Genomic DNA, 26,314 nt, shown 5'->3' with positions numbered 1-26,314 from the left:
TCTTGCAGCTAGGCCACAGGGCATAGGCATATGGTGTCCAAATAGAAACAGCCGGCTCCGTCAGGAACCAGCTGCTGCCTCGTTTTCTTTTCGAAACCAATCCTATTTCTTATTCAAAAGTCCCTTCAATATCTGCAGGTCATATGTGGAAACCAATTGTTCCAAATGGGTATCCAGCCACTCTTCATCCTGATCCCACCATTTCAGTTCCAGCAGCAGTTCAATCGTTTCGTCGTCGAAGCGCTTTTTGATCGGCTTGGCCGGATTGCCACCAACAATGACATAAGGCTCGATGTTCCGGGTAACCGTCGAATTGGACGCAACAATCACACCGTCTCCGACTGTGATACCCGGCATGATCGTTACATTTTGCCCAAGCCATACATCGTTGCCCAGTACGGTATTGCCCTTAAATGGCAGCTGATCCAGAGTGGGCGTCACTTTTTCCCATCCTCCACCGAAAATATTGAAAGGATAGGTCGTCATTCCCTCCATCCGGTGGTTTGCACCATTCATAATGAAGGTCACACCTTCTGCAATCGCACAAAACTTGCCGATCACCAGGCGGTCTCCCAGAAAATCATAATGATGCAGAATTCGGTCATAAAAATGTTCAGGCGGATTACTATTGTCGCTATAGTAGGTATAGTCACCGATGTCCACGTTGGGACGGGGCGGCAAATTTTGAATATAACAAACGGTGCGAATGTTTTCGTTGGGGAAAAGTTTTGTTTTATCGGGAGCCATACTTATTCCTCCTTTTTCCACCATTGTAACAGATATCAGATCTTAAACGGGCTGAGTGAGGTTTGCAGCTCTGTCGAAACATCAGACAATACAGCCGCAGAGGCCTTGATTTGTTCCACTGATTTCAGCTGTTCATGAACAGATCCGGCAGCCTGCTGCGAATTGGCACTGGCTGTCTCGGCATGACGTGCAATTTCATGTACGGAAGCAACAATCTGCTCTACGCCTGCAGACATCTCTTCACTCGTCGCAGCCATGTCCTCAATCTCCGTAGCGATCTGCAGGTTCGTGTCCCGGATCAGGCTGAAGTTTTGTTCTGTCTCGCGAGTCAAGCGCAGCCCTTCCTGCACTTCCTCCTTCACTCTGGACATGGCCGATAGCGATTGCAGCATGTCCTGTTCCATGGCTTTCACCAGTTCCTCAATGCGACTCGAAGAATCTCCGGCCTGTTCAGCCAGTTTGCGAACCTCGGTAGACACTACGGCGAACCCTCTGCCATGCTCCCCTGCTCTCGCCGCTTCGATCGATGCATTCAGAGCGAGCAGGTTCGTTTGGTTGGCAATCTCATGAATGGTGGTAACCATCTGGCTAATCTGGGCTGACTTCCCTTCCAGCATGCGAATGACTTCATCCGTTGTGGTAACAGAGGATTCGATCGTCGACATTTGCTGAACGGTCAGCTGCACCGCTTCACCTCCGGTTTCTGCCTGCCTGCGGGAATACAGGGCTGATTCAGAGATGCTGGAGGCCCTGTCTGCCATCCGCTGTACTCCGATCGCCACCTCCTCCATGGCTTGCAGATTTTCTCCGGTACTGATCGTCTGGCTCTCTGCTCCTCTGGCGACCTGTTCCACTGACGAGGCAATCTGTTCTGATTCCCGTGCCGTCTGTTCCGCAATGGTCAAGAGAAGTCCAGTCGAATGCTCAGCCTTCTCTGCAGCCTGAAGGCCACCCTGAATAATGGTCTTCAAGCTGCTTCTCATCTCGTTGTATCCAGCGCCAAGCATGCCGATCTCATCCTTGACGTTGTCGACAATCGGCTGAGTAAAGTCACCTGTGCCCGCACGTTTAATCGCCATGGACACTCGTTCAATTCTTAATTTCACCCGGCGGACATACAGGATAACCGCTATAATGGCCACCGCCATCGCCAGCAGGACTACAATCGAGAAGGTTTTGAAAAATGAGGAGATAATGACATCGATCAGCGATTGGGATGCCCCTACATAGAGGATCCCGATGATTTCCCCGGATGCATCCTTGATCGGTTGATAGGCCGTTTGGTAGTTCTGGCCGACTACAACGGCTTCCCCGTAAAATTTTTCACCCTGCTGTAAAACGGTCTGGGCGACCTGTTCCGATACTTTTGTTCCGACAGCACGTTCTCCATCCATCATCACGTTGGTTGCCACGCGCTCTTCGCCACGAAAAATGGTGACCGTATCTCCTGATGCCTCGCCAATCTCGTCCACCAGATCGAAGTTGCCTTCCATGGATGTGTCTCCTTTGTAGAGCTGTCCATCCCTGATGGCCCAGTCGCCGGGGTGTTTGTATGTAATGATTTGATTCGCCATCTCCAAATCCCGCTTCGCCTTTTCCGTGGCAAATGTCGTAATCCCCTGCCTCATTTCCAGAATGACACTTAACGCTACTGCTGTGGAAAATACGATAAATATGCTGATAACAATCAAACTTATTTTGGTACCGATGCTCATGCTCCGCATGTGTTGAGCCACCCATTTCCCTATGTGATTGAGTTAATATTGAAGCGAATTTCGATTCATTTCGAATATCAACTATAGTGTTATCGGTAGGGACAATCACATTATTTATAAGTTTTCAGTGATATTTGTCACAATTTTTCATTGAAAAAACCAAAACATTTCCGTGTTTTCCGTAATCGTGTGAGAATGTCCTTCTGTCTGGAAATTCCAATGCCCTAAACAGGTGAAAGGGATATGTCTGAATTCATATAAGAGTGAAAGCAACAACAAGGCGGCTCCCTTCATAGGGAGGCCGCCTCTTTATTTGTTTGGGTTTCAATTATGAGGGGAGCATATCCGTATCGGTGTAGACCGTTCGGCTGTTCCCTTCTTTATATACAAAGTAATCAAAATCGCGTGCTTCCGGGTCCCACCAAGATCCTGCACACAAAGACCAATATAGGTTCCTGTAAATCGGATATATTCCGGAGATTCATCTGACAGGTGCGTGATATCAAACCACCCGCCTGCTGGATACCAGGACTGGTCATCATTTGGCGCATAGAAAAAGCAGGCATGATCGTACTTAAACACAACCTTTAACCGGATCCGGTTCACTGATTCTAACGGGATATCCTCCATTAGTTCGTCATATATCCCGTACCTGGACTGAATAATGCCCAAGCACAGTCCCTTCACTTCATGAAAAGTTACCCGTAAATAGAGATAGTCTTTGGTATCGTAGTACAGAATCAGTCCGGCCATTTGCTGTGGATGGTCCGGCGCAAATTCCAGACAGGTTTCGGCTTCACACTCAAAAGCCTGCAGTCTCCGGGCGACCATGCTTTGCCTGTGCGTCGAGCTCATGGACTCCATTCCGCGTAAGCGCAAGTAACCGGGACGTTCCGTCAGGCTGAGCCAGGTCGGATCCGGTGGTATACGAAGTGTATTCCAATCGTTCCGGAGCTCGAATTGATCGAAGTGGTCCATTTCCGCTGCTGGTTCAAATGGATGTGCCTTGATCTTCGGTGCAGGCACCTGGACCTCAGGATACCGGTCACCGGTCGCAAGCCTCAACCAGCCGTCCTCGCTCCAAGTGCACAGCTGAAGAGCAGTCTCACGTCCTAGTATGCAAAACTTTTGATTCACGGGCCGGCCAACCAGATGGGCCATATACCACTCTCCAGTGTGCGTTTCGACGAGACTGCCATGACCGGCCTTTTGCAGATCTAAATCGGGCCTTCCGTATGACGTGAGAATCGGATTGGAAGGATCGACCTCATAAGGGCCTTGTAGCGTACGGGAACGTGCTGCTGTAACCGCATGCTCATAACCGGTTCCCCCTTCAGCCGTTATTAAATAATAATAATCATTATGCTTATACAGATGCGGTGCTTCCGTCAGTCCTAATTCTGTTCCCTTAAATATATTAACAGCAGGCCCAACCAACTTTTGTTCCCGGACGGAATATTCCTGGAGAACGATGCCTGAAAACCGATTTTTACCCTTACGGTGATCCCAAATCATATTGACCAGCCACTTCCGTCCGTCGTCATCATGAAACAGGGAAGGATCAAAGCCGCTGCTGTTCAGATACACCGGCTCAGACCAAGGGCCTTCGATATCCGTGGCTGTCACAAGGTAATTGTGGGTATCTTTAAAAGCGCCTACCCGGCTTTTGACATCGGTGTAAATCAGGTAGAACATGCCGTTGTCGTAGCTAAGACAGGGAGCCCATACGCCTCCGGAGTTAATGTTTCCTTCCATGTTCACCTGTGTGATGCGGGTTAGCGGAGAAGATATCGGTCGCCAATGAACCAGATCCCGGGAATGGTGAATCCGTACACCCGGGAACCATTCGAAGGTGGACGTAGCGATATAATAATCTTCCCCCGCCCTGCATATGGACGGATCGGGATGAAAGCCGCGAAGAATGGGGTTGGTGATCATATTCATTATAGTAGCAACCTCCGGTATGAAAATAATGGCAAGTACAACAGAAGATAAGATTTCATGACCATCCCAGTGTTTTTTTGCCGGCTTCCAGGGCGGTTATGATCCGGTCTACATCGTACACATTTCCTCTCCACGTACCACCGCTGACCGATTGCAGCGCAGCCCACAGTCTGGTATCATCCGGCAGCGCTTCATCAGGCCGCATATCCGGATGAAAGGTCCTTTGTGCCAGGATGAGAGCTCCTACCTCCGGCGAAACCTCCGTCTCCCCTTCTCCAACAAAGTTTACGCTGCCCTCCAGCGTGCCCCGATCCACGACAATATCAATCAAATCTCCGTTTCGCAGCTTGCCGATCGGCCCGCCTGCCAGTGCTTCGGGGCCAACATGGCCAATACAAGCTCCGGTGGACACACCGGAGAATCGGGCATCGGTGATGAGCGAAACATATTTTCCAAAAGGCAAATGCTTGAGCGCAGACGTAAGCTGGTACGTTTCCTCCATCCCTGTTCCTGAGGGTCCACGCCCGAGCAGTACCACAACGTCGCCAGCCAGAACACCGCCCGTCTTAATCGCATGGATCGCCTCACGTTCGGTTGTAAACACCTTGGCCCGGCCACGATGACGATACACGCCTTGCTCATCCAGCACAGTTGGGTCAATGGATGTCGATTTGATGACAGAGCCTTCGGGAGCGATATTCCCGGTTGGAAATGTCACGGTCGAGGAAATCCCAAGACGCTGCGAGTGTTCTATACTCATGATGACACTGTCCGGATCAATGCCGTCCTTCTCTTTCAATTGCTTGCGCATGAGATGACGGCGTTCCGACGATTCCCACCAATCCAGCACCTCGCCCAATGACGTACCTGTCACTGTAGGTACAGACTCATCCAGCAGGCCAAGCTGTCTGAGGTGGAGCATGACCTCGGGGACACCTCCGGCCTGAAAAACCCGAATGGTGGGGTGGAAGATTGGTCCGTTCGGCAGGGCACTAACCAGTCTCGGAACATTCTTGTTGACCTGTATCCAGTCCTGTACCGTGGGCACGGTTAAACCCGCTGCATGGGCAATAGCCGGTATGTGAAGAAGCAGATTGGTCGATCCGCCGAAAGCGGCATGAACGGTCATGGCATTGCGAACCGACGCATCTGTAACAATATCCGCCATTCTCATCCCCTGGGACTCCATGTTGATCAGTGCGCGTGCGGATTGGCGTGCCATTTCGAACCAGATAGGCTGCCCGGAAGGTGCAAGCGCTGCATGCGGTACCGTCATCCCCATTGCCTCTGCTACAACCTGGGCTGTTGCCGCAGTACCCAGAAACTGACATCCTCCCCCCGGTGTTGCACAAGCACGGCATCCTAACTCCGACGCCATTTCCAAAGAGAGTTCACCGCTGACATACCGTGCCCCGATGGTCTGAATTTTACCAGCATCCTCTCCATCGACAGGCGGAAGTGTGACGCCACCGGGTACGATCACGCCTGGCAGCTGCGGCATGCCCGCAAGCGCGAGCATCATCGCTGGCAGACCTTTGTCACACGTTGCGACGCCGATCACGCCTTTACGTGTTGGCAGCGAGCGAATCAGTCTGCGAAACACCAGAGCGGCATCATTCCGGTACGGGAGCGAGTCGAACATGCCGGTCGTTCCCTGTGACCTGCCGTCACAAGGGTCGCTGACATATCCGGCAAACGGAATCCCTCCGCGGCTCGATAGTTCTTCTGCAGCAGCTTTCATCAGCAAGCCGACCTCCCAGTGGCCCGTATGGTAACCGAGAGCTGCGGGACTGCCATCCTCATTGCGGATACCGCCCTGCGTACTTAAGATCAGAAACTGTTTACCGTTCAATTCTCCGGGCTTCCAGCCCATTCCAACATTCTGGGACATGCCGAACAAGTCGCCGCTTGGAGCATTTCGCAGCAAATCATCGGTTAAAGGCAGACGTCCTGCTGCCCCTGGAGCTTGTGCCATGATATCAAAGCAGTCGGACTCTTTCTCCCCCATAATCGCCATAATCTGTTCGTACATGAGACCCTCCCACCGTTTATGACTTCACAAAGACTGTTTTGATCGCTGTAAAAAACTCGATAGCCGCTTGCCCCTGTTCCCTGGAATGCGAGCTTGACATCTTCATTCCACCGAACGGAGCCTGCAGCTCTACGCCGGCCGTTTCCGCATTAATCCGTACCAATCCTGCATCCATATCCCGGATGAAAGAAAGCATGGCTCCGACATTTTGTGTATAGATGGAAGCGCTCAAGCCATAATCACTATCATTAGCGGCCTCTATAGCTTCTTCGAGGGAATCCACCGCAATCAAGGCAAGCACTGGACCGAAAATTTCTTCCCGGGCGATGGACATATGCGATTCGACCCCTTCAAATACGGTCGGCTGAACATAAAATCCCTCTTCAAGCCCTGGACCATCGGCCCTTTTTCCGCCAGCCAGCAGAACGGCTCCTTCATCCTGTCCTTTTTGTATATAGCTCAGTACGGTCTTGAGCTGTCCTTCGTTCGCACATGGACCCATCCAGCTTCCGGAAGACATGCCGTCACCCAGTCGAATCTCCTGGATTTGCGAGAGGAGCTTTTCTTTAAAGGCTTCATATACTTTTCGTTCAATAATGACCTTGCTGGTAGCCGTGCATTTTTGGCCCGTCGATTTCAAGCCACCGCTGATCGTGGCCTCGACAGCCAAATCCAAGTCAGCATCTGCCGCAATGATGATCGGGTTTTTCCCGCCCATTTCAAGTTGATACTTGGCCCCTCGTCCCAGGGCTGCGGCGCCGACCCGCTTGCCCACTTCATTGGAACCTGTGAATGTAATTCCACCCACATCCGGATGCTCAGCAAGTGCAGAACCGATCACTGAGCCTCTCCCGCATACCAGATTGAGAACGCCAGCCGGAATGCCCGCCTCCTCAAAGCATTCCATTATTTTAGCCGCAGTGACTGCGGTCTCCTGTGCGGGCTTTAATACAACCGTATTGCCATAAATCAGGGCCGGGGCCGTCTTCCAAATGGGAATCGCTACAGGGAAGTTCCACGGAGCAATAACGCCCACGACGCCTAGCGGCACACGGGTTGTAAACATCAGCGCTTCGCTGTCGGTCGAAGGAATGACATCACCGGTTTTTCGCATTCCTTCACCGGCATAGTACCTTAAGATCGCAACTCCGCGCATCGTCTCTCCTTTGGCTTCAGGAAGTGTTTTGCCCATTTCCCTTGTCATCGCCTCCGCAACCTCAGCTGCCCGGCGTTCCAGCACGTTCGCCGCCTGAAATAGATAGTTACCGCGCTCCGCACCGGTTAACCTCCGCCAATCCCTCGCTGCTGCCTTCGCAGCTGCAACAGCTCGGTTCAGATCCTCTACGCCGGAGTCTTGTACATACCCAACGACCTCATTCCGATTCGCCGGATTTATGCTGGGTTCGGTTTCTCCGGACACAGCCTGCACCCATTCCCCGTTTATATAATTTCTGTATGTCTGCTCTACCTGAAATGCGGTCATAGCATTCATCCTCCTTATATACTAGTTTGATATGACAGGATTGATCAGTGTCCCGATATTACTAACGGATATTTCAATACGGTCCCCAGGTTCAAGCGTAAACTCATTGGGTGGTACGATGCTTGTGCCTGTCAAAAGTACCGTGCCGTCGAACAGATCGTTGTCCCTCGCCAGAAAAGAGACCAGCTCATCCAGCTTCCGGTTTAATTCACTCGTACTCGCTTCACTCTTAACAACCATTTCTCCATCGCGATAGATCTGACAGACGATACTGAATTCATAAGGATTCTGCACCGTTTCCGCTAGACGAATGGCCGGACCTATGGAGCAGGAATTGCGCCATATTTTTGCTTGCGGCAGATACAGCGGGTTTTCCCCTTCGATATCGCGGCAGCTCATGTCATTGCCAACGATATAGCCCACAATGCTGCCATCAGCGTCAAGCACCAATCCCAGCTCAGGCTCCGGGATCTGCCAACTGGAGTCACTGCGCAGCGTGACAGCCTCATTCGGTCCGACGGTCCGGGCTGCTGTGGATTTAAAAAAGATCTCCGGTCTCTCTGCATCATAGACCTTATCGTAAAAGGTCTCCGCATCCAGCTTTCCATCCGTAGCTTCATAGTTTCGCGCTTCCCGGCTCCGCTGATAAGTCACACCCGCCGCCCATACTTCCGGAGCTTCCACTGGCGTGATCAGATGCAATGAAGTCCAATCATCGGTCAGTTCGTTTAACGGTTTAAAAGCGCTTTCAACCAGTTGAACGGGAGAAATTCCCTGCTCCCTAGCTTGATAGATCAGAGTCATAAAATCCGCCTGTGGCAAACGATAGGCCTTCTCATCATCCGTAACGGCTGCCAGCCACTTCTCTTGTCCGTCCAGAAATCGAATAATTCTCATTCAAGCTTGCCCCCCATTCTCCCCCATCGGGTTGATACTACTACCTTAGCACCAGCTAGGGTACATGACGATGTTCTAATCACTCCAACGACTTACCCTTTTCACGCATTATTTTTCTGTTAAGATGAATCTATATCAGTTGAACTAAAGATGATTTACACGGACACTCCGATGACAGAATAACCTTCCAATCACTGTTATCCCCAGATTTTTTTGATTCCCTCTTCATAAGGGGAAAATCCGGTGATAGCTTATGCTTCCGATGCAGCTTTCTTTCAGAAAGCTTTTAGGCGACCGCTTCGCTTTTTCAGGTTTTTTCTGTCCTCTCCGTTTCTGTGTAAATAGTTAGTTCAATTGATATAGACGAAACGGTAAGATGTTGGAATACAGAACATGACGAGGAGGTTCCTGTGACCAAGCTCTCGGAAGCCGTATATTTAGGCCGTCTGCCCGATGTTCGCATGTCTTTTCAATTATTGGGGCTGCATGCAAGAAAAGTAGATTCCAGTTGGACGTATCCGTCCCATGAGCATTCCATGTACGAAATCCACTGGATGCTGGATGGTCAGATGAACATGGTGGTCAACGGACAACTATACAGTCAGTCTGTCGGAGACCTTCTGTTCATCCGCCCCGGTATGACCCATTCCTGCACCGGTGCCGGACCGCAGGGCTTCACTTACTTTTCGGTTCATTTCAGCGTACACGACACCTCCTTTTGCAGAGAACTCAATCGCTGCAAGGATATTTATTATCCGGCAGATTCGACTTTAGCTCTGGGGTTGTCCTCTTCACTGTGTACACTGTATGATCTGGCCACAGAGCACTTGTCCATTCCGCTGTCTTCCTCCAAACAGATGAAGGTTCATGCTGCCGTATTCGAATTGCTCGGCTCCCTGGTCGGCCAGTTATCTCAGAACGCATCCGTTACCTTATCCAGAAAAGAAGCCATCGCCCGTCAAATTGCCGAGCACATTGAGGATTCCGTAAGATATATCCATCTTCATGGTGAGATTCGGGATAGCGAGCGAACCTGGATCCAAGACATTGCCAAGTCGCTAAACATTAGCCCGTCGCAGGTCAATCGGATCTTTCGGCAGGTATATGGCACAGCACCACGCAAGTTTTTATCAGAAACCCTTCTGAACGAAGCCCAGCGGCTTTTAAAGCAAACAGACCTAAACATTGACCATATTGCGATGATGCTGGGATATAAGACCAATGCGCATTTCAGCCGGCAGTTCAAGCGGTGGACCGGTATCGCACCAAGCGAATTTCGCAGCCATTCACAGCAAGCTGCGGCAGCCGCTCATCCTGATGATTGAAGTATCCTGTTCAAATGAAATAAGCAGCTGCTGGATTACCAGCAGCTGCTTTGTTTTGTACGCAGGTCGAATCGTTCAGCCGTTTATTCTAATGTAAATGAAGCCAAGCTCGCTCCTCCTGCTCCCCTGTAAGTAAAATACAAAGCCTGTCTGCCGTCCGGAACGGTAATCTCAGCCTTGTATTTTTTCCAATCATTTGTAAAATGTACCGGAATCATTCCCAACACTGGACCGTCCCATGCGGTTTTAACTTCGAAGACTCCATTACAATATCCGCGCACCTTGATCGTGACCTGACGGATTCCGTTACAATCGAAATATTTAAAACCTGCCGTGGCGGATTCCACCATATTGGCAATATATCCGGTCTCTTCATCGCCATCTCTTCCATCCTGGGTAATCTTCGGAAAGCGGCTGTCCAGCCACGCTCCCTCTCCGAAACCTCCTGTATACATTTGATCATCTTTCGTAAAAAGATTGCATGCAAGGTATGCCGGGTACTCCCCTTTTCCTCGAAGAGACTCCCCATTCAGGCCGCAGGAAGTCATTTCCGCCTGAGGAATGGTTCCGTCCTCGTGAAAAGAGATCCGTTCGATGCAGCCCTGACGGTTGAATGCATCCCCGTTTGTATGGCGGTGATAAAAAATATACCAGTCCCCGTTGATTTCGATAATACTGCCATGGTTATTGCCGCCATAATACATCGGCTTGTCAGCTGGTTTATAGGAGTCAATATGTAGATCGGAGTTGCTAACGATTACGCCCTGATATTCGAACCCTTTGTTTGGAAATTTGCTGGTAGCATAACATAATTCATGCATGCCGATCGAGGAATAAACCAAGTAGTAGATTTCCCCTCTCTTCCGGATGGAAGGTGCCTCAAAAAATTCATGTCCTTCAAATCCGCTGCCCTCGCTGTAGGGTTGACTAGGAGCGACGAATACGGGCTCATCCACAATCGTCAGCATGTCCGGACCAAGCACTGTCACCATCGCGCCATGTCTCGATTGGTCTCCGGGCGCACAGAAGCCGGTATACAGATACGTTTGCAGTCCTTCCGTCAACACACCGGGATCGAATTGTGGCTCGTCCCCGTCTCTTTCTCCCAGTCGGGTGCCGTCGGCATATTCTACGTAACCGTAGAATTCATATGTGCCGGCAGGTGTATCGCATACAGCCACAGAAACAACCGGCACTTTATCCAGCACATAATAAAGATAATAACGTCCGTCAGGACCTACCGTAACGTCTGGTGCATACAGGCACATACTGCCATCCGGATTTAGCGGATCATCTGTTTTTCGGTAGATCACACCTTCATTTCGCCAATTCCCCAAGTCGTCCACTGGCGCGGACCAGCATACATAGTCGTTTAAACAAAAGACATGTCCGTTAAACCGGTCATGCGACCCGTACACATAAACTCTGCCATCAAACACATAAGGTTCACTATCAGGGACGTACTCCCAGGATGGAAGGTATGGATTTAACCCCTGCTTCTTCATTCAAGCTACACTCCTCGTAAAAAGTAATTATGCAATTTATTAATTGAAAATAAATCCCTATAATAGAAAACAACTAAAACGCTTACCTACTTTTCTATTCTATTAATCAAGATAAATTGATCTATAACACGATCTAACTTACATGGTCCGTTTGACAAACCCAGATGGTAAAGGTGAAGAGCAATGACAAACATTTTTTACGTTGAGTATGACGCAGCACATAACAGCAATTTTGTTTTTGATATTCCCGAAGGGCATCCTTGCTGGCTTTTGGTTATCACACAGACTCCCGCTCAGTTCTGGGTAGATGGAAAACTAAAGGATTACCCACCCCATTGTGCCGTTCTTTTTGAGCCGCATCAAAAAGTTTATTATCGTGCCTGTGCAGAGCAATATATTAATGACTGGATTCGTTTTGAAAGCGATGAACCTTACGTGACCGAAACCTCGCTTCCATTTGGCAAACCTTTTCCTTTGGATGACCCCGAATATTGCCACAAGCTATTCCAACTGCTTGTCGTAGAGAATTCATTCAAAAAAGACTACAGGGAATCATCCATAGATTGTCTGCTCCGGACCCTTTTCAACAAACTGCTTGAGTCTTACTTTCAAGAGGAAATTAGTCCTCAGCACTATAATCTTTTAAAGCTTCGGGCGGCGATCCACAATAATCCCAGCCACCCTTGGACAATATCGGAAATGGCAAAAATCATTAGCATCAGTCCGGGATACCTGCAGTTAATTTACAAGAAATTGTTTGGTCTCTCGTGTATGGATGATGTTATTCATAGTCGAATTCGCTTAGCCAAAGAATACCTCAGACATCATCTTTACACGGTTGCGGAGATTGCAGACCGGTGCGGGTACCGTAATGTGGAGCATTTCTCCAGGCAGTTCAAACAAATGACCGGTTCGTCGCCAAAGAGATTTCACAAACACACTGGCAGCTTAACTGTCGGCACAGCCGATTCCGATGAGATCAACCCTTGATTCCGGTCATCGTAATCCCCTGAACAAAATATTTTTGTCCGATGAAGAAGAGGATCAGCACAGGAATAACTGTGATCAGGGAAACCGCCATCAACATCTGTATTTGCGAGGAGCCAAAAGAATTCTGGAAGAACTGCAGACCGATAGCCAGCGTGAAATTCTCATCGCTGTTCAAATAAATTAGCGGAGACATGTAGTCATTCCAGTGAAAGGTAATCGACATGAGACCCACCGTAATCAAAGCCGGTTTGATTGCCGGCAGCAGGATTTTGTAATAAATCTGGAAGGCATTTGCACCGTCAATATAGGCGGCTTCATCCAAATCTTTCGGGATCGTTTTGAAGAATTGTCGAAGAAGGAAAATGTTAAACGCGCCTCCCCCAAAAAAGGAGGGAATGATAAGAGGCATCAAGGTATCAAGCCAGCCAAGTTTGGTGAACAACAGGTAAGTAGGAACGAGAGTCACCTGACTGGGGAGCATCATGGTAGCAAGCACCATGGTAAATAACAATCCGCTGTATCTGGATTTAAATCGTGCAAAGCCATAGGCTACAAATGAAGCGGAAAGAACCGTCCCAAACGTTGCCAGCCCCGTTACGATTAAGGTATTCCATGTATAGCGTGTGAAATCCGCATACTGCCAGCCCTGAATGAAATTATCCCACGTAAACGTTCCCGGGATGATTTTGGGAGGCAGCGTATAGGCTTCCGAGGGGATTTTAAAAGCGGTGGAAAGCATCCATATAAACGGAAAGATAAATACGATTGCAACGATCGTCAATACGACATAACTCAAGCTGACTCTGATCCGGTCGCTGGTTCTTTTACTTTTATAATAAGCCTCCATGGCTGCACCTCCCAAATTAGTTATCGTAATAAACCCAGTATCTGGAGGTCCGGTTTACGATTAGAGTGATGATCATAATAACGATGAATAATAACCAGGCCAAAGTAGAGGCGTAACCCATCTCGTTATATTTAAATCCGCTGTTATAAATATGTATCATGTACGTATAGGTGGAGTAACTTGGGCCGCCTTCGGTCAGGATGTAAGGTTGCATAAAGATTTGGAAACCACCGATGATCCCCATGACCAGATTAAAATAAAGTGTTGGCGTTATCAGGGGCAGGGTAATCCGCGTAATTTTAACTAAACTGCTTGCTCCATCCATTTCAGCGCTCTCATATAGGGCTTCCGGAATATCCTGCAGCCCCGCCAGTGTAATGATGATGGAATTTCCGATGGTCCAGACCCCCATAATAATAATTGCCGGCATTGCCCATTTGGCATCGCTTAACCAATTCGGTCCTGTAATGCCGAAGAGAGAAAGGAAATAATTAACGAGCCCGAATTGAGCATTAAAAATCCAACCCCAAAGTAAGGTAACCGCAACGCCGGATGTGATATAAGGGATATAAAAGCTGGTTCGGAAAAAACCAACCCCCTTAATTTTTTGATTAAGCAGAAGAGCAATCAGAAACGACAAGAGCAAACTGGCCGGAACGGAAACCACCACAAAATATAGCGTGTTCAGCAAAGAACGATAAAATAGCGGATCCTGTGTAAAGGCCCTGATGATATTATCTAAGCCAATAAATTCGCCTGAGCCGGTCATATCCATATTTGTGAAAACCAGAATGATGGAATAAGCCATGGGATATAAGGTGAATATTAAAAAACCCAAAAGCCATGGCGAGATAAAGAGGAAAAATGGTTTCTCCTCCCTTTTTTCACTGCTGCTGTTTCGAGCCTTCATTCTTTCGCCTCCATAAATGCCTCCATTTGAGACCGGATTATGATAGAAAGGGGGAAAAGATCTCCCCCTTGGTTAAACCGGGTGTTGTTCTTCTATTATTTATTTTGATGGATGGAGTCGAGAGCGGCCTGGATTTGTGAAGTATAGGCTTTGGCCGCTTCCTCAGCCGATTTCCCCTGAACGGTGACCTGCTGCCAGGTTTGCTCGTAGAGATCCCCTGCCTTGGCAATGGAGCCTCCCCAAGGGAAAGTTATGGCATCCTGCAGCCCCGTTACAAAATCCACCATGGAGATATCTGTACCTTCAATTTTTAAATTGGCAAACGTACTTTCAGCCGATTCTTTCGCCGCAGGCAGATTTACCTTACTGTACAAATCGCCTACCTCTTTATTCAGGGATACAGTTTTTATATAAGCCCAAGCAGCTTCTTTGTTTTTAGAATCCTTATTCATGGCGAAGCCGGTCTGAAATTTAATGTTTACGGTCTTTCCGGACGGATCTTTTGGAGGCATCACAATTCCCCATTTAAAGTTTGACCCGATATTTTTGGCGATCGTCGAAGCTTCAAATACACCTAGCGGATACATAGCAGCTTTGCCTGCGGCGAACATTTGGTCCATGGGCATGCTCTTGGCGGCTGCGTCATCCGGCATTGCCTTTGCGTTCACCAGGTCGCCGAACAATTGGTAACCCTTAAGGGTATTGGGATCATCCAACGTCTGTTTGGTCCAATCCTCGTTATATGGCATCCCGCCGTATATAAAGGGAGCGAAGCTTTGCCAAATCCAATGGGACACAATACCGTAGACCCGGCTTACTCCTTCACCCGAGGAGACCTGCTTGGCTGTTGCTGAGAAATCATCCCAAGTCCAGTCATTTGTTGGGTATGGGATACCGGCCTTGTCAAAAATGTCTTTATTGTACGCAATCATAAAATCCGAGGCTGTTGTCGGCATACCTTTGCGTGTACCGTCCGGATCTACATATCCTCCGTCAACTCCCTGCGTAAACAAAGCTTCGAGGTCCAATTGATCCTTTTCAATATAAGGATTTAAATCTTCGAACCACTTGGATCTTAACCCTTTCCAGTCTGGAGACATCATAATCACATCACCGGCATTTCCCGCAGCCAGAGCTGCATCCAGCTTAACATCGATGTTATCTGCAGGGAGCCAAACTTCATGCACCTTCACTTTAGGATAAAGCTTCTTGAACATTTTGGTTGCTTCCTTCCGGGACTGGAGCTCCTCACCGCCGCCCCACCCGAATACGGTAAGGTCTCCAGAAATTTCTTGCCCTGGATTAGTACTACCCGCAGGGTTTTCCTCCGCCTGATTACCGGTTCCTCCACAAGCGGTGAGCGCTGTCATTAATATCCCGATGAATAGAATGGCTGAAAATCTTCTCATATTTATCCTCCTTTGGACTTAGGTCATGGCTGGTGTTGTAACTCGACGAATGAACTTAAAATCCTGATTACAGTCGAAAAAACTGGGGAGGTAATTACTGATCTATTCTTATTTAATACAAAGACCCCATGATCTTCCCAAACCTGCATTTATCACAAAATGGCAAGGTAAAATTCCAGACATCGCATATTAAAACACCACTCCTTCTGTTTTGTTAGCGTTTTCTATCGTTATTTAAAAGTAAGGTTTCTGACTGTTTGATTCAATGACCTATCCTGAAGAATTATTGATCAATAGTCATATTCAAAATTTGATATCAAGGGCCGAAGTTCAATTCTTGCAGAAAAGAAGATGTCCTAGAGTTTACCTCCGATGTTGATTTAGGCAGGTGAACTCAGACATAGGAAGAAGCGAAACAAAAAAAGGGACTCGATGCGCTCATCGAATCCCTTTTCCCAATATGGATTATTTGGATGTAAGACTTACTTGTGCAGCGGATTGATCCCAATCCACTGTTAATCCGAGTCCTTCCGAAATGAAGCGTACAGGCACCAGTGTACGACTGTTTTGGATAATGGGTGGCTCATCGATATCAATCGTCTCCCCGTTAACCGTTGCCGTGCTGCTTCCAATCTGGAGTACAAGGGTTTGGTCATTCAAAACAGCCGTTACCGTCTTCGCTGTTTTGTTCCAGGTCACCTCTGCACCAAGCGTTTCAAGGATTGCATTTACAGGAACCATTACTCGCCGACTTTGCTCCAGCGGGTCCTGATCCGGGAACGTAATCGCCTGACCATCCAGCGTGACGGAAATGGTTTTGACCGTTGTTCCCGTTTCAGAGGAAGTTTCCGAGCCTGTATCTTCCGTAGTCTCAGGCAAAGGAGTCACTTCACGTCCAAGCTGCTCTTGCAAATTGGCAAGCCGGTTCAGGGCAAATGTCGTCAGCGATCCTGCTGCCATGGAGCCCATGCCGCCTCCGCCACCGCCAAAGTTACCGCCAGGACGTGTTTGGGTATTCCCTTTGCTTGTTGTGGTGTCTGTTGTCTCTGTTCCCGCTGCCCCATCCGACTGTGTGGGTGGTGTCATTCCATCTGGAGGTGTCATGCCTTCGAAACCTTCAGGGGGCGTCATACCTTCCATGCCCTCTGGTTGCGTCATGCCATCGAATCCTTCCGGCGGTGTTCCACCCATGCCATCTGCTGCATCAGCGTTAGCAGAGTAAGCGATGTTGGATTCGAACTGTTCGGTCGTGTAGAATTTGGTTGGATCTGCTTCTACATAAGGACGGATGACATCAGCAAGTTCTGTAATACGGTCTTGGATGCCTTCCAGGTAGTCCGTCAACTCGTTGACGTAGCTCAAGTATTTTTCTTTATACTCCGGTACGGCAAGCAGGTTGTTAATCATCGGTACATTTTCCATGCTGATGCCCAATACTGGCTCGTCCACGGATACGTTCGTTGCATTGGTGTTGGTCGTAGTGGATCCGGTTGTCGTTGTTCCACGTCCGCCTCCACCCGAATACCCATTGAAGGACATGTTAAAGTCCCAAGGTACAACCGTGAACTTGCCATCGGCATCGCTGTAGAGCATGTAGTTGTGCCCTTTGTCGCCGTTATAGCTGTCATAGTTGCCGAAAACCATGTTCCCTGCGATATACTGAAGTGCGGAGTCAACGTCAAGCACACTCTCGATATCGCCTTTTTCCCCTTCAGGCATGTCATTCAGCGTTTTGATAAAGTTTTTGAGTTTGGTTTTATTCTCGTCCGTACCCAAATCTTCAGTGAGTGTGCTGTAGTCGCTGCCCTCTTCATATTGAAGATAGCTTCTCTCATCCGTATCATAGAGGACCCCATCCTCGTAATCTTCACCGTAGTTGCGCGCCAGATAGCTGTCATCCACCGCTTCAACACCTGTATAGAAACCGACCAGCTCGCCGTTGACATACAGGTTGACGTAGTTCGTCATCGGTACATCCATACCAACACTGCGCAGCGCTTCATAGTGAAGAACTTCACGCATGTACGATGGATCTGCGTAGTTGTTGTTCAGTACCATTTTGTCCAGACCAAGCAGGGTCTGCGTCTTGTCGTATTTATCAAACTTCAGTCTGAAGCTGTAACGGTCCGAATCTTCCATGGATGCCACGGACTTCAGTGTCAGATTGCCTTTCGTGGAAAAACCGACATTATCCAGCTTGTTGCCATCCACTTCCACACTGACCTTCTTATAATCCTTATCCAGCGGACTTTCAAGCATGCTCTCCCAGTCTGCATCATCAATCGTAACGTTGATATCAATGACATTATCTGTCTGGAATAATGATTCGTACGCTTGTGTAATGCCTGTGCTGGTCGTTGTAGCGGCTGTATCCTCTGCGGCATACGCTGCGTTAGGGCTAGCGATCAGGCCGAACGACGACGTCACCATTGTCACGGACAGTGCCGTTACTGCAACTTTTTGTAGTAAATTATTCAAGTGATAAATCCTCCTTCTTGGTTTCTGTTAAGCACCTGAGGCTTATGCAACCATGGTAGGGGACAAACCTTTAGTGAATCTTAAATGAGGTTCGTGTCTAACGGGCTCTATTTGGAGCGCGATAAGTTGTTCGGTACGTACAGGTATTGGCGGTATTTCAACCCAAGTAAGCTTCATTACTTTACCCTCTCCAGACTTCACGCTTAGCCACCTTATTTTTTGAATGTACATCGTATTTTTGAATATAAAAAAAACTCACGAAGCATCAGGCCTCCCGGCCAGTCTTGTGAGTCTTTCTATTTCGAAAATGGTTTTGGGCTTCCATCATCCATGACACGACTTAGTGCTTGTATCGTCTAATCGGGTGTTCTATTTGGAACCCCAGATCGATTGATTGTTGGTACCAATCAGCGAGAATGTCATCACTTCGTTATGGCTGGATAGCTCATTTTTCTGTTTAAAGAATATACCTTTGTACGTTACACCGTTAATCACCATCGTGCAGTAATACGTACCGGAAGTATTCGACCATGTACCGGTTACCGCACCGGATATCGTTCCGTTGGCATTCAGCGTGACGCTCTGGGTCGGAAGCATGCCTACGCCGCTAATGGATGCATCCAGCCCCATGTTAACGAACTGGTACGTTCCCGTCATGTCGCTTGCGCTATAACCCGTGGAAGAGATGCTGCTTCCCAAAAATTCGTACACGGCTGTCACCGGCCATTTGTCGGCATTCAGGAATTGCTGGTGCGCACGAACCTCATGATACTCGGTTCCGTTATTGAAACGGGTATGATAGATCAGATACCTTGCGCCATCCGTATCGACAAATGCGGAGTTGTGTCCTCCCGATTTGTAACCAAGCGGTATGCCCGACAGCGTATAGTTGCCGAACAGCTTCACGCCGCGAGTGGACTGATCAACCGAAGCAGACGCATATACGGCCTGATTGCCAGCAGCATCCGTATATGTTCCGTCAATCGTGGTGGAACGATACACGCGGATATGATAACCGCCCTCATTGGCCAATCCGCCGTACGTTACATACAGGTAGTAATAACCTGCATCCCTGTCATACACGATATAGGGAGCTTCTCCCGTTTTCCCATAACCTCCCGCAATGCGTTTGCCAAAGTAACGGTCCGTATTGCCGCTGTCCGTTCCCGGATAGATCGGCTGGCCTGTATCCGGATTAATTTGAAGAATATAGATTCCCCCTGACCAGGATCCGTAACTCATCCACAGTTTGCCGGAACTGTCATAGGTCAAGGTAGGATCGATCGCGTTGGGAAACAGTGTATTATTGAATCCGCCATTGCTCAGGAACCAGCCGCTTCGCGTGCCAGACAACGTCCCTTTGTCAATCAGCTCGGGAATATTGGTATTCTGGTACCATGTGTTTACGGTTTTTGTTCCAAGAGATGACGTAGTCGTGATCGGATTGCTTCCGCTTGTGAATCCCGAGTAGATGATGGTATCAATGTACTCGTAGGGTCCCTTAACGGACTTGGATACACCAAAACCGATAGCTGAGCGAATATAGGTGGAAGAAGTGGAGTAATACAACATGTAGGCGCCCTTGGAGCCGTCCGCCCACGTATAAGAAGCATTGTAAATCGGCGATGCTGGCGCCCATACCGCGTGACCGCCGGAGCTGTCCTGATCGTTATAACCGGCCCAGGCATAGGATACAGCCAGAGCGGATGTCAAGGCAGCTCCCGAGCTTCGGGATGCATTCCCGGTTCCGCCTGCTTTGACCAGCTCCCATTTCTGCATATCCCCGCCCCAGTAGTTCCATTGCTGTACATTGGCACCGGCAGTCGTGCTTCCGTCCGCCACATCCAGCGCACTGGTATATCCGGAAGCCTTGGTCAGGAAAGCAACCGAGCCATCCGCATTTTGCTGAATCCGGAACAACTGCATGGTACCACCCCAATACGCCCACTGCTCAATGAGAGCACCGTCGGCAGCCGAGCCGCCATTGACGTCAATGGCACTTTTATAGGCCGAGTTGGCGGTAAGGAGGTAGTACTCCCCGTTGCTGTAGTGCATAATTCTGAACTTCTGCGCGTCGGACCCGTTATAGGACCACTGCCGAATGCCTGTCCCATCAGCAGATGAGCCGTCGGTGACATCCAGGTATAGGTTGCTGTTTTTATTTTTGATGTAATAGTAGCCTTCAAAGGTAGAGGGTGCATATAAGGTACTGTTGGCATACCCCTGCGTTCCCTCGTAAGACCAGTTTCGGAGATCCGTGCTGCTGGCCTGAGCCAGATGCGAGCCGTAAATGTAATACTTGTTCGTGGACGAATCATAATAAATGGACGGGTCATGTACGGACACCCGGGTTGTATTCGAAGTTGTCGATGAACTTGCTGCCCCTAATGCATTTCCACTGCCTACGCTAACGACCAAAAGGACAAAAACGAGCATCATGGTGCCCAGTTTGTTCCATAACTTGTAAATACACTGCATGATCGGATCGATCTCCCTTCATAGTGGCGTGATCATATAGCAAATTAGATAATAATAATTCTGTATAAATCGAAGTTTTGAAGCGCTTTCATAACTTGAGAAAAAAATAAATTTTCTCTCTTTCCCCAATACATTTACTAACGTAAAGGTTTTTGTTACTTTATGAATGAATATATTAACCTCCTTTCAAAAGAATAAGCTGCATAGCCATTCTGGATTCAAACACTATCCTCCACCTCATAATAAATGCATATCCTTGTCGAAGTAAGGGGAATGATGTCGCTATGGAAAATAAATATATATATTAATAAATTTGTAATAATGTAACCTTAAACTATTCACTTTTACTAAACATCTCCTTTCGTGAACTGCTCATCGGCACGTCACCTGGCGGAAGGTAGATATGTTCTGTTGGACATCTGGAGTCGATTAAATCATGTAATTCCAGAGAAGGTATGTTACTATTTTCCAGTATAAGGAGGGTTATCATGTTTAAAAGATTTCTTTTATTCGTATCCGCCGCTTTATTACTAACAAGCTGCGATGAACCCGGTTCATCTGTCGAGAACACTCAGTTGAGCGAGCAGAACGCCGAAATGACCCAAACTATCAAGGAACTGAGAGAAGAGAACACTCGCCTGCAGGAACAAGTTACTTTCCTACAGGAAAGCGTAAACGAAGAGGAAGCTAGGACAAACCTGAGAGAGACCCTGAATATGACGTTTAAACTCATGGCTGCCATGGAATCAGAAGATACCGCTTATATCGAGTCCGTATCTTCTCCCAATGTGGAGATAACCTCTAGCAGAAATGCATTTGTTGTTCGACATGGAGATTCTTCTTATGAAGCTGATTTCATTAAGAGCATGCTTTGGGACGAGTTCGAGTTCAGAGGTTATGATCAAAAGGATTCAGACCACTTCATGCTTTTTATTGCCCGAACTATTACGACAAAAGGTTCTGAGGGAAAAATCGAGTACGAGTTTTCCTTCATCCGTTCACCTGAAGGGGAGTGGTTTTTTGACGGGTATATCTCTTAAATAGCTTGAACCAAAAAAAAGTGATGCTCCCATATTCAATGGAACACCACTTTTTTTTCATTTTCATTTGGATTTAAGAATCTACTTCCACCCGCTGAAGAAAGGTCCGTGTGCGATCCAACTTTGGATTGCCAAAAATCTGTTCTGGCGGGCCCTCCTCGGCAATTTCGCCGTTATCCATGAAGAAGACCCGATCTGCAACATCGCGGGCAAAGCTCATCTCATGCGTGACGATCATCATCGTCATATTCTCCTGCGCCAGCTCTTTGATCACTCGCAGTACTTCCCCGGTCAACTCGGGATCGAGTGCCGATGTCGGCTCATCGAACAGCAGAATGTCCGGCTGCATCATCAATGCGCGGGCAATCGCTACGCGCTGTTTCTGTCCGCCGGACAGATTGGCCGGATAGGCATCCGCCTTGTCGGACAGCCCCACTTTGCCGAGCAATTCCAGGCTGCGCTGGCGGATGAGGCTTGAGCTTTCCTTTTTCAACGTCTTCGGTGCCAGTTCCAGATTCGCCTGTACGGTCAGATGCGGGAACAGATTAAAATGCTGAAACACCATGCCCATACGATCTGTGATCTTGCGAATTTCCGCAGCTCCAGCATAACGGCCATTGTCAGCCAGCGTCTGATCCTGAATGCGAATCGTTCCACCGGAGATATCCTCCAGATGAATGAGACTGCGCAGCATCGTGCTTTTACCCGAGCCGGATGGGCCGATCACAGCAATGACTTCACCCGGCGCCACGTTGAAGGATACCTGCTTCAGTACATCGAGTGATCCAAAAGATTTTCTTAACTGATTTACTTCTATAATATGTGTCATATGCAGACAGTCCTTTGATTGATCAGATTTAATTTATTCAAATGAAAACCGCTTCTCCAATGCCTTGAACAGCAATGTGAGCACCAATGTCATCAGCAGGTACATGATCGCTGCGACGAAAAAAGGGACCAGCTGCAAATCCCGGTTCACTGCGGCTTGAGCGTAGTAGAGCAATTCAGGAACCGCCACCGCATATAACAAAGCCGTATCCTTGATTAAAGTAATGGATTCATTCGCCGTTGCAGGCAATACCACCCGAATCATCTGTGGAATGATCACTTTGGTCATCGTTTGCCATTTCGTTAAACCAAGAACCTGTGCAGCTTCATGCTGCCCTTTGTCGATGGAGAGCAAACCACCTCTAAAGATTTCGGCAAAGTACGCCGCGTAGTTCAGAATAAAAGCAATGGCAGCGGCAACGAGCCGGTCAAATACCAGATACTCACCGATCACTGGAAGCAGTGGAAGACCAAAGCAGAAAAAGAGGATCTGCAGCAACAACGGTGTTCCCCGCATAACATAGACGTACGTATGTGCCAGCCATGCGAGCGGTTTGAATCGGCTCCTCATGACCAGTGTAACAGCAAAACCAAGCGGTACGGACAGCGCAATAGCGACCAAAAACAGGAAAATGGTCGTCTGCGCTCCCTCGAGCATAGGCTTCAAAATAGTAGAAATATAATCCCAACTCATGATTTTTGTCTCCTCTAATCTGTTAACCCCGCACTCCTTTGGAGTCACTGCTCCAACATGGAATACGGGGTCATATTTGTTTCCAATCGTATGTCAGGCACTAGCCTGTCTATTTCAACACTTTGTCTTCACCCAGCCACTTGGTTGAGATCTCGGCAGCCGTTCCGTCTGCATTCAGCTCATCCAGTGCTTTTTGCAGCTGATCGAGCAACTCTTCATTGCCTTTTTTGATCCCAATACCATATTGTTCCGGAGCAAGGGATTCATCCAGCAATTTGAATGTTCCCTCTTCCTTGGACATGTAATATCTCGCCACCACTTCATCGATGATAACCGCATCTAGGCGCTTCGTCTTCAGATCCGTCAGGGCAAGCACGTTATCCTTGAATTCGGAAGCATTCACTTTATCTTTCAGGGGACTCGCTGCCAGCGCATCTGCCGCGGAGGACAGTGCCTGCAATCCCACATTTTTGCCATCCAGCTCATCCAGCTTCGTAATTGGGGAATCTGCCAGAGTAATCGCTACCTGACTGTTTTCCAGATACGGCTTCGTGAACAGCACTTTCTCCTTGCGCTCGTCCGTAATCGTGTAACCATTCCAGATCATGTCGATCCGGCCGCTGTTCAGCTCGGACTCTTTCGAAGACCAGTCGATCGGCTGAAAGGTAACTTCTTTACCCATTTTCTCCGCTGCGGCTCTGGCGTAATCAATATCAAAGCCAACAATTTCATTTTGTTCATCCCGGAAACCCATGGGAGCGAATTTATCATCAATCCCCACAATAATGGTGTTGTCGTCCTTGCTTCCCGAGCTGGAACAACCAGCTACAACGATCATGCATATGCTGATAAATAATAATAATATCGCTTTTTTTCTCATCTCTCGTACCCTCCATGTCTGTAACCAAAACCCAAACGCTTTAGTTCGTTACCACGTTATCAGAGACTTATAATAACATAGCATGGGAGAAGAGTCGAGTGTCTTGCCCATTTCCATATATTTGATGCGCCTTAATTGTCAACAATTTGTGAAAAGGTCTCTTTGATTTCTGCTGGTTCCTCCAGCTTCGAACGCCCATTTGCCAGGCTGCCCAAGTCCCTTCAATTCCGTTCCCGCCCATTGCAGAGCAACATTATTATCTTGCTTTCCGTCTGGAATATATTAGGGAGGTGATGGGGATACTTCATTTGCCTTTGTCGTTCGTCTCGTGGAGAAAAAATAATAAAACAAGGCCCCTCCAACACATTGGAGTGGGCCTTGCATGGTTCACGTTCAACTTATCTTCTGACCATACTAAAATTACAGCTATTGCTGCACTTTCTCGCGGTCTTTCCCTTTATCGGATTCACCCGCATTTTTGTTGGCGGCATCACGATCCTGCTGCATTTCTTCCACCGTTTTCACTTTGAGACGTGCTGCACCTTCATATTCCTTCGTAGGAATGAGATTGCCAGCAGCGAGTCTTGCTTCTGCGGCCGCAATCGCTTCACCATATTGCGGCAGCCACTGTGCTTGTGCAACCAGCATCTCGTCCACCATTTGCCAAATTTCTTTTGGATTACAAACGGCACCCACAAGCGGATCCATCATGAATGCTTGACGAAGCAGCTTGTCGTCTCCGTTCACAGCCGCTTCAACGGCAAGCCGTTGTACAGAAATACTTACATTACACACTGCAGCCGGGCCAAGTGGCAAATCACCGACATGCGGCATCGAGATGCCGTTGCGATCCACATATCCCGGTGCTTCAATAATCGCATCATCTGGCAGATTGGAGATTACACCGTTATTAACGGTATTGAAGTGTCCGCGATATACGCGTCCTGTCTCGAGCCCTTCTATAATGTAGGAACCGTGCTCCTCGCCCCGTTTTTCCGGAATGAATCTCATGGGTTCGTCCTTCATCCAGTTCGGGAAATCAGTCTCAAACCAGTTTCTTCCCTCTGTACATACCCGCAGATATCCACCCGTCTCGCCATTAATCCAGTTGCCCAGATCAATCCAGTCCTTGATCTCTTCCGGACGTTTACGGTACCAAGGTACATATTCACTCAGGTGACCGTTCGATTCCGTGCTGTAGTACCCGAAGCGGCGCAGCATGTCGATCCGCACTTTCTCGGTACGACTGTATTCCGGATGTTTTTCAAAGGCTTCAAGCAAATCTCCCGTAAGATCTTTCCCCTGATGAGAAGCCTGGATATACCAAGTCTGATGGTTAATGCCGGCACAGATAATATCCACTTCGCTCTTTTTCAATCCAAAAGCTTCCGCAATCTGGTGATGTCCATGCTGTACACCGTGACACAATCCGATGGTACGTACGCCCCCATACTTATTGCAAGCCCACGTCAGCATGGCCATCGGGTTGGAGTAATTTAGCAGCAGTACGTCCGGTGCACTCTGTTCGCGAATATCTTTACAAATGTCCAGCATTTCGGCAATGCCGCGCTGTCCATACATAATGCCCCCTGCACACAACGTATCGCCGACACATTGATCCACCCCATATTTGAGCGGAATGTCCACATCCGTTGCGAATGCTTCCAGCCCCCCGACACGAATCGTACACAGTACATACTTCGCGTACTTAAGCGCCTCTTTCCGGTCTGTGGTAGGCTGAATCTGAATATCCAGTCCGTTCTCCCGAATATCCCGCTGACACAGCTCTGTCACCATGTCCAGATTGTGCTGATTAATATCACAGAACGCAATCTCTATGTTGTTAAACTCCGGTACCGTCAACAAGTCCCGCAGCAAGCCCCGTGTAAAACCGATACTTCCTGCCCCGATAAACGCCACTTTAAACGACATTCACATGCCCTCCCGTAATCCGAAACAATGTGCTTCGGTTAATGACCTCACTTCATGAAATCATTGTACCAACCGGAACTAGGGAAGCGTTATCAAAATCATGACCTTTTCCAGATCAGGTTGTCAAAAATCCTAACTTTTACGACCCGCTCCAGTCTTGGCATGCTTCAATGGATAACC

The 26,314-nt window shown here is 48.4% G+C and carries 18 protein-coding genes and 1 pseudogene; 3 read left to right on the top strand and 16 right to left on the bottom strand.

Annotation, left to right across the window (positions count from 1 at the left end; translation table 11 throughout):
* Positions 1-102: 102 nt before the first annotated feature.
* From HP552_RS24535 to HP552_RS24510, 6 genes and pseudogenes are all read right to left on the bottom strand, one after another.
* Positions 103-747, bottom strand: a complete 645-nt coding sequence (locus HP552_RS24535; RefSeq protein ID WP_175398016.1) for a Vat family streptogramin A O-acetyltransferase — start codon at positions 745-747, stop codon at positions 103-105.
* Positions 748-782: 35 nt separating this feature from the next.
* Complete coding sequence (locus HP552_RS24530; protein WP_175398015.1) at positions 783-2,471, bottom strand: methyl-accepting chemotaxis protein; 1,689 nt, start codon at positions 2,469-2,471, stop codon at positions 783-785.
* Positions 2,472-2,790: 319 nt separating this feature from the next.
* Positions 2,791-4,406, bottom strand: a pseudogene (locus tag HP552_RS24525) (glycoside hydrolase family 43 protein).
* A 55-nt stretch (positions 4,407-4,461) separates the two neighbouring features.
* A complete protein-coding gene (locus HP552_RS24520; protein ID WP_175398014.1) occupies positions 4,462-6,438 on the bottom strand; it encodes a YjhG/YagF family D-xylonate dehydratase in 1,977 nt (658 codons plus the stop codon).
* A gap of 16 nt (positions 6,439-6,454) precedes the next feature.
* On the bottom strand, positions 6,455-7,921 hold the full coding sequence (gene gucD / locus HP552_RS24515; RefSeq protein ID WP_175398013.1) for an alpha-ketoglutaric semialdehyde dehydrogenase GucD: 1,467 nt from the start codon (positions 7,919-7,921) through the stop codon (positions 6,455-6,457).
* Between the two features lie 21 nt (positions 7,922-7,942).
* Positions 7,943-8,818, bottom strand: coding sequence for a fumarylacetoacetate hydrolase family protein (locus HP552_RS24510; RefSeq protein ID WP_175398012.1), 876 nt, complete (start codon positions 8,816-8,818; stop codon positions 7,943-7,945).
* Positions 8,819-9,228: 410 nt separating this feature from the next.
* Between HP552_RS24510 and HP552_RS24505 the strand changes: the two genes are divergently transcribed.
* Positions 9,229-10,143, top strand: coding sequence for an AraC family transcriptional regulator (locus HP552_RS24505; RefSeq protein WP_175398011.1), 915 nt, complete (start codon positions 9,229-9,231; stop codon positions 10,141-10,143).
* Between the two features lie 83 nt (positions 10,144-10,226).
* On the opposite strand, the gene HP552_RS24500 is transcribed toward HP552_RS24505, so the two are convergent.
* Positions 10,227-11,648, bottom strand: coding sequence for a family 43 glycosylhydrolase (locus tag HP552_RS24500; protein ID WP_175398010.1), 1,422 nt, complete (start codon positions 11,646-11,648; stop codon positions 10,227-10,229).
* A gap of 183 nt (positions 11,649-11,831) precedes the next feature.
* On the opposite strand from HP552_RS24500, the gene HP552_RS24495 reads away from it, so the two are divergent.
* Positions 11,832-12,638, top strand: a complete 807-nt coding sequence (locus HP552_RS24495) for a helix-turn-helix transcriptional regulator (RefSeq protein ID WP_175398009.1) — start codon at positions 11,832-11,834, stop codon at positions 12,636-12,638.
* Here HP552_RS24495 and HP552_RS24490 read toward each other — a convergent pair.
* From HP552_RS24490 to HP552_RS24470, 5 genes are all read right to left on the bottom strand, one after another.
* The gene (locus tag HP552_RS24490) at positions 12,628-13,485 is read right to left on the bottom strand and encodes a carbohydrate ABC transporter permease (protein ID WP_217506551.1); all 858 of its coding nucleotides are present in this window, start codon (positions 13,483-13,485) and stop codon (positions 12,628-12,630) included. The genes HP552_RS24495 and HP552_RS24490 overlap by 11 nt on opposite strands.
* A 16-nt stretch (positions 13,486-13,501) precedes the next feature.
* Positions 13,502-14,395, bottom strand: a complete 894-nt coding sequence (locus tag HP552_RS24485) for a carbohydrate ABC transporter permease (protein ID WP_175398007.1) — start codon at positions 14,393-14,395, stop codon at positions 13,502-13,504.
* Positions 14,396-14,490: 95 nt separating this feature from the next.
* Entirely contained in the window at positions 14,491-15,804 is a 1,314-nt protein-coding gene (locus tag HP552_RS24480; RefSeq protein ID WP_175398006.1) for an ABC transporter substrate-binding protein, read from the bottom strand.
* A gap of 465 nt (positions 15,805-16,269) precedes the next feature.
* Positions 16,270-18,282 carry a CotH kinase family protein gene (locus HP552_RS24475; protein ID WP_175398005.1) on the bottom strand — a complete coding sequence of 671 codons (2,013 nt, stop codon included), beginning with the start codon at positions 18,280-18,282 and terminating at the stop codon, positions 16,270-16,272.
* 369 nt (positions 18,283-18,651) lie between these two features.
* Positions 18,652-20,760 carry an RICIN domain-containing protein gene (locus HP552_RS24470; RefSeq protein WP_175398004.1) on the bottom strand — a complete coding sequence of 703 codons (2,109 nt, stop codon included), beginning with the start codon at positions 20,758-20,760 and terminating at the stop codon, positions 18,652-18,654.
* Between the two features lie 488 nt (positions 20,761-21,248).
* Here HP552_RS24470 and HP552_RS24465 point away from each other — a divergent pair, with 488 nt between their 5' ends.
* Positions 21,249-21,800 carry a hypothetical protein gene (locus tag HP552_RS24465; protein ID WP_175398003.1) on the top strand — a complete coding sequence of 184 codons (552 nt, stop codon included), beginning with the start codon at positions 21,249-21,251 and terminating at the stop codon, positions 21,798-21,800.
* Between the two features lie 73 nt (positions 21,801-21,873).
* On the opposite strand, the gene HP552_RS24460 is transcribed toward HP552_RS24465, so the two are convergent.
* The 4 genes from HP552_RS24460 to HP552_RS24445 form a co-directional block, all read right to left on the bottom strand.
* The gene (locus tag HP552_RS24460) at positions 21,874-22,629 is read right to left on the bottom strand and encodes an amino acid ABC transporter ATP-binding protein (protein ID WP_175398002.1); all 756 of its coding nucleotides are present in this window, start codon (positions 22,627-22,629) and stop codon (positions 21,874-21,876) included.
* 33 nt (positions 22,630-22,662) lie between these two features.
* A complete protein-coding gene (locus HP552_RS24455) occupies positions 22,663-23,322 on the bottom strand; it encodes an amino acid ABC transporter permease (RefSeq protein WP_175398001.1) in 660 nt (219 codons plus the stop codon).
* A 109-nt stretch (positions 23,323-23,431) separates the two neighbouring features.
* Entirely contained in the window at positions 23,432-24,202 is a 771-nt protein-coding gene (locus tag HP552_RS24450) for an amino acid ABC transporter substrate-binding protein (protein WP_175398000.1), read from the bottom strand.
* Between the two features lie 426 nt (positions 24,203-24,628).
* Positions 24,629-26,134, bottom strand: coding sequence for an alpha-glucosidase/alpha-galactosidase (locus HP552_RS24445; RefSeq protein WP_175397999.1), 1,506 nt, complete (start codon positions 26,132-26,134; stop codon positions 24,629-24,631).
* Positions 26,135-26,314 lie beyond the last annotated feature (180 nt).

The organism is Paenibacillus xylanilyticus (assembly GCF_013359935.1).
GTDB classification, from domain to species: Bacteria; Bacillota; Bacilli; order Paenibacillales; family Paenibacillaceae; genus Paenibacillus; species Paenibacillus xylanilyticus.
The sequence above is the reverse complement of the archived record's forward strand: the minus strand, read 5'-3'. Positions and strand labels throughout refer to the sequence as shown.

Bases quoted from the DNA above. Each gene is read 5' to 3' on its own strand.
- HP552_RS24535 (WP_175398016.1), bottom strand. From the start codon at position 747: ATGGCTCCCGATAAAACAAAACTTTTCCCCAACGAAAACATTCGCACC.
- HP552_RS24530 (WP_175398015.1), bottom strand. From the start codon at position 2,471: ATGCGGAGCATGAGCATCGGTACCAAAATAAGTTTGATTGTTATCAGC.
- HP552_RS24520 (WP_175398014.1), bottom strand. From the start codon at position 6,438: ATGTACGAACAGATTATGGCGATTATGGGGGAGAAAGAGTCCGACTGC.
- gucD (WP_175398013.1), bottom strand. From the start codon at position 7,921: ATGACCGCATTTCAGGTAGAGCAGACATACAGAAATTATATAAACGGG.
- HP552_RS24510 (WP_175398012.1), bottom strand. From the start codon at position 8,818: ATGAGAATTATTCGATTTCTGGACGGACAAGAGAAGTGGCTGGCAGCC.
- HP552_RS24500 (WP_175398010.1), bottom strand. From the start codon at position 11,648: ATGAAGAAGCAGGGGTTAAATCCATACCTTCCATCCTGGGAGTACGTC.
- HP552_RS24495 (WP_175398009.1), top strand. From the start codon at position 11,832: ATGACAAACATTTTTTACGTTGAGTATGACGCAGCACATAACAGCAAT.
- HP552_RS24490 (WP_217506551.1), bottom strand. From the start codon at position 13,485: ATGGAGGCTTATTATAAAAGTAAAAGAACCAGCGACCGGATCAGAGTC.
- HP552_RS24485 (WP_175398007.1), bottom strand. From the start codon at position 14,395: ATGAAGGCTCGAAACAGCAGCAGTGAAAAAAGGGAGGAGAAACCATTT.
- HP552_RS24480 (WP_175398006.1), bottom strand. From the start codon at position 15,804: ATGAGAAGATTTTCAGCCATTCTATTCATCGGGATATTAATGACAGCG.
- HP552_RS24470 (WP_175398004.1), bottom strand. From the start codon at position 20,760: ATGCAGTGTATTTACAAGTTATGGAACAAACTGGGCACCATGATGCTC.
- HP552_RS24465 (WP_175398003.1), top strand. From the start codon at position 21,249: ATGTTTAAAAGATTTCTTTTATTCGTATCCGCCGCTTTATTACTAACA.
- HP552_RS24460 (WP_175398002.1), bottom strand. From the start codon at position 22,629: ATGACACATATTATAGAAGTAAATCAGTTAAGAAAATCTTTTGGATCA.
- HP552_RS24455 (WP_175398001.1), bottom strand. From the start codon at position 23,322: ATGAGTTGGGATTATATTTCTACTATTTTGAAGCCTATGCTCGAGGGA.
- HP552_RS24450 (WP_175398000.1), bottom strand. From the start codon at position 24,202: ATGAGAAAAAAAGCGATATTATTATTATTTATCAGCATATGCATGATC.
- HP552_RS24445 (WP_175397999.1), bottom strand. From the start codon at position 26,134: ATGTCGTTTAAAGTGGCGTTTATCGGGGCAGGAAGTATCGGTTTTACA.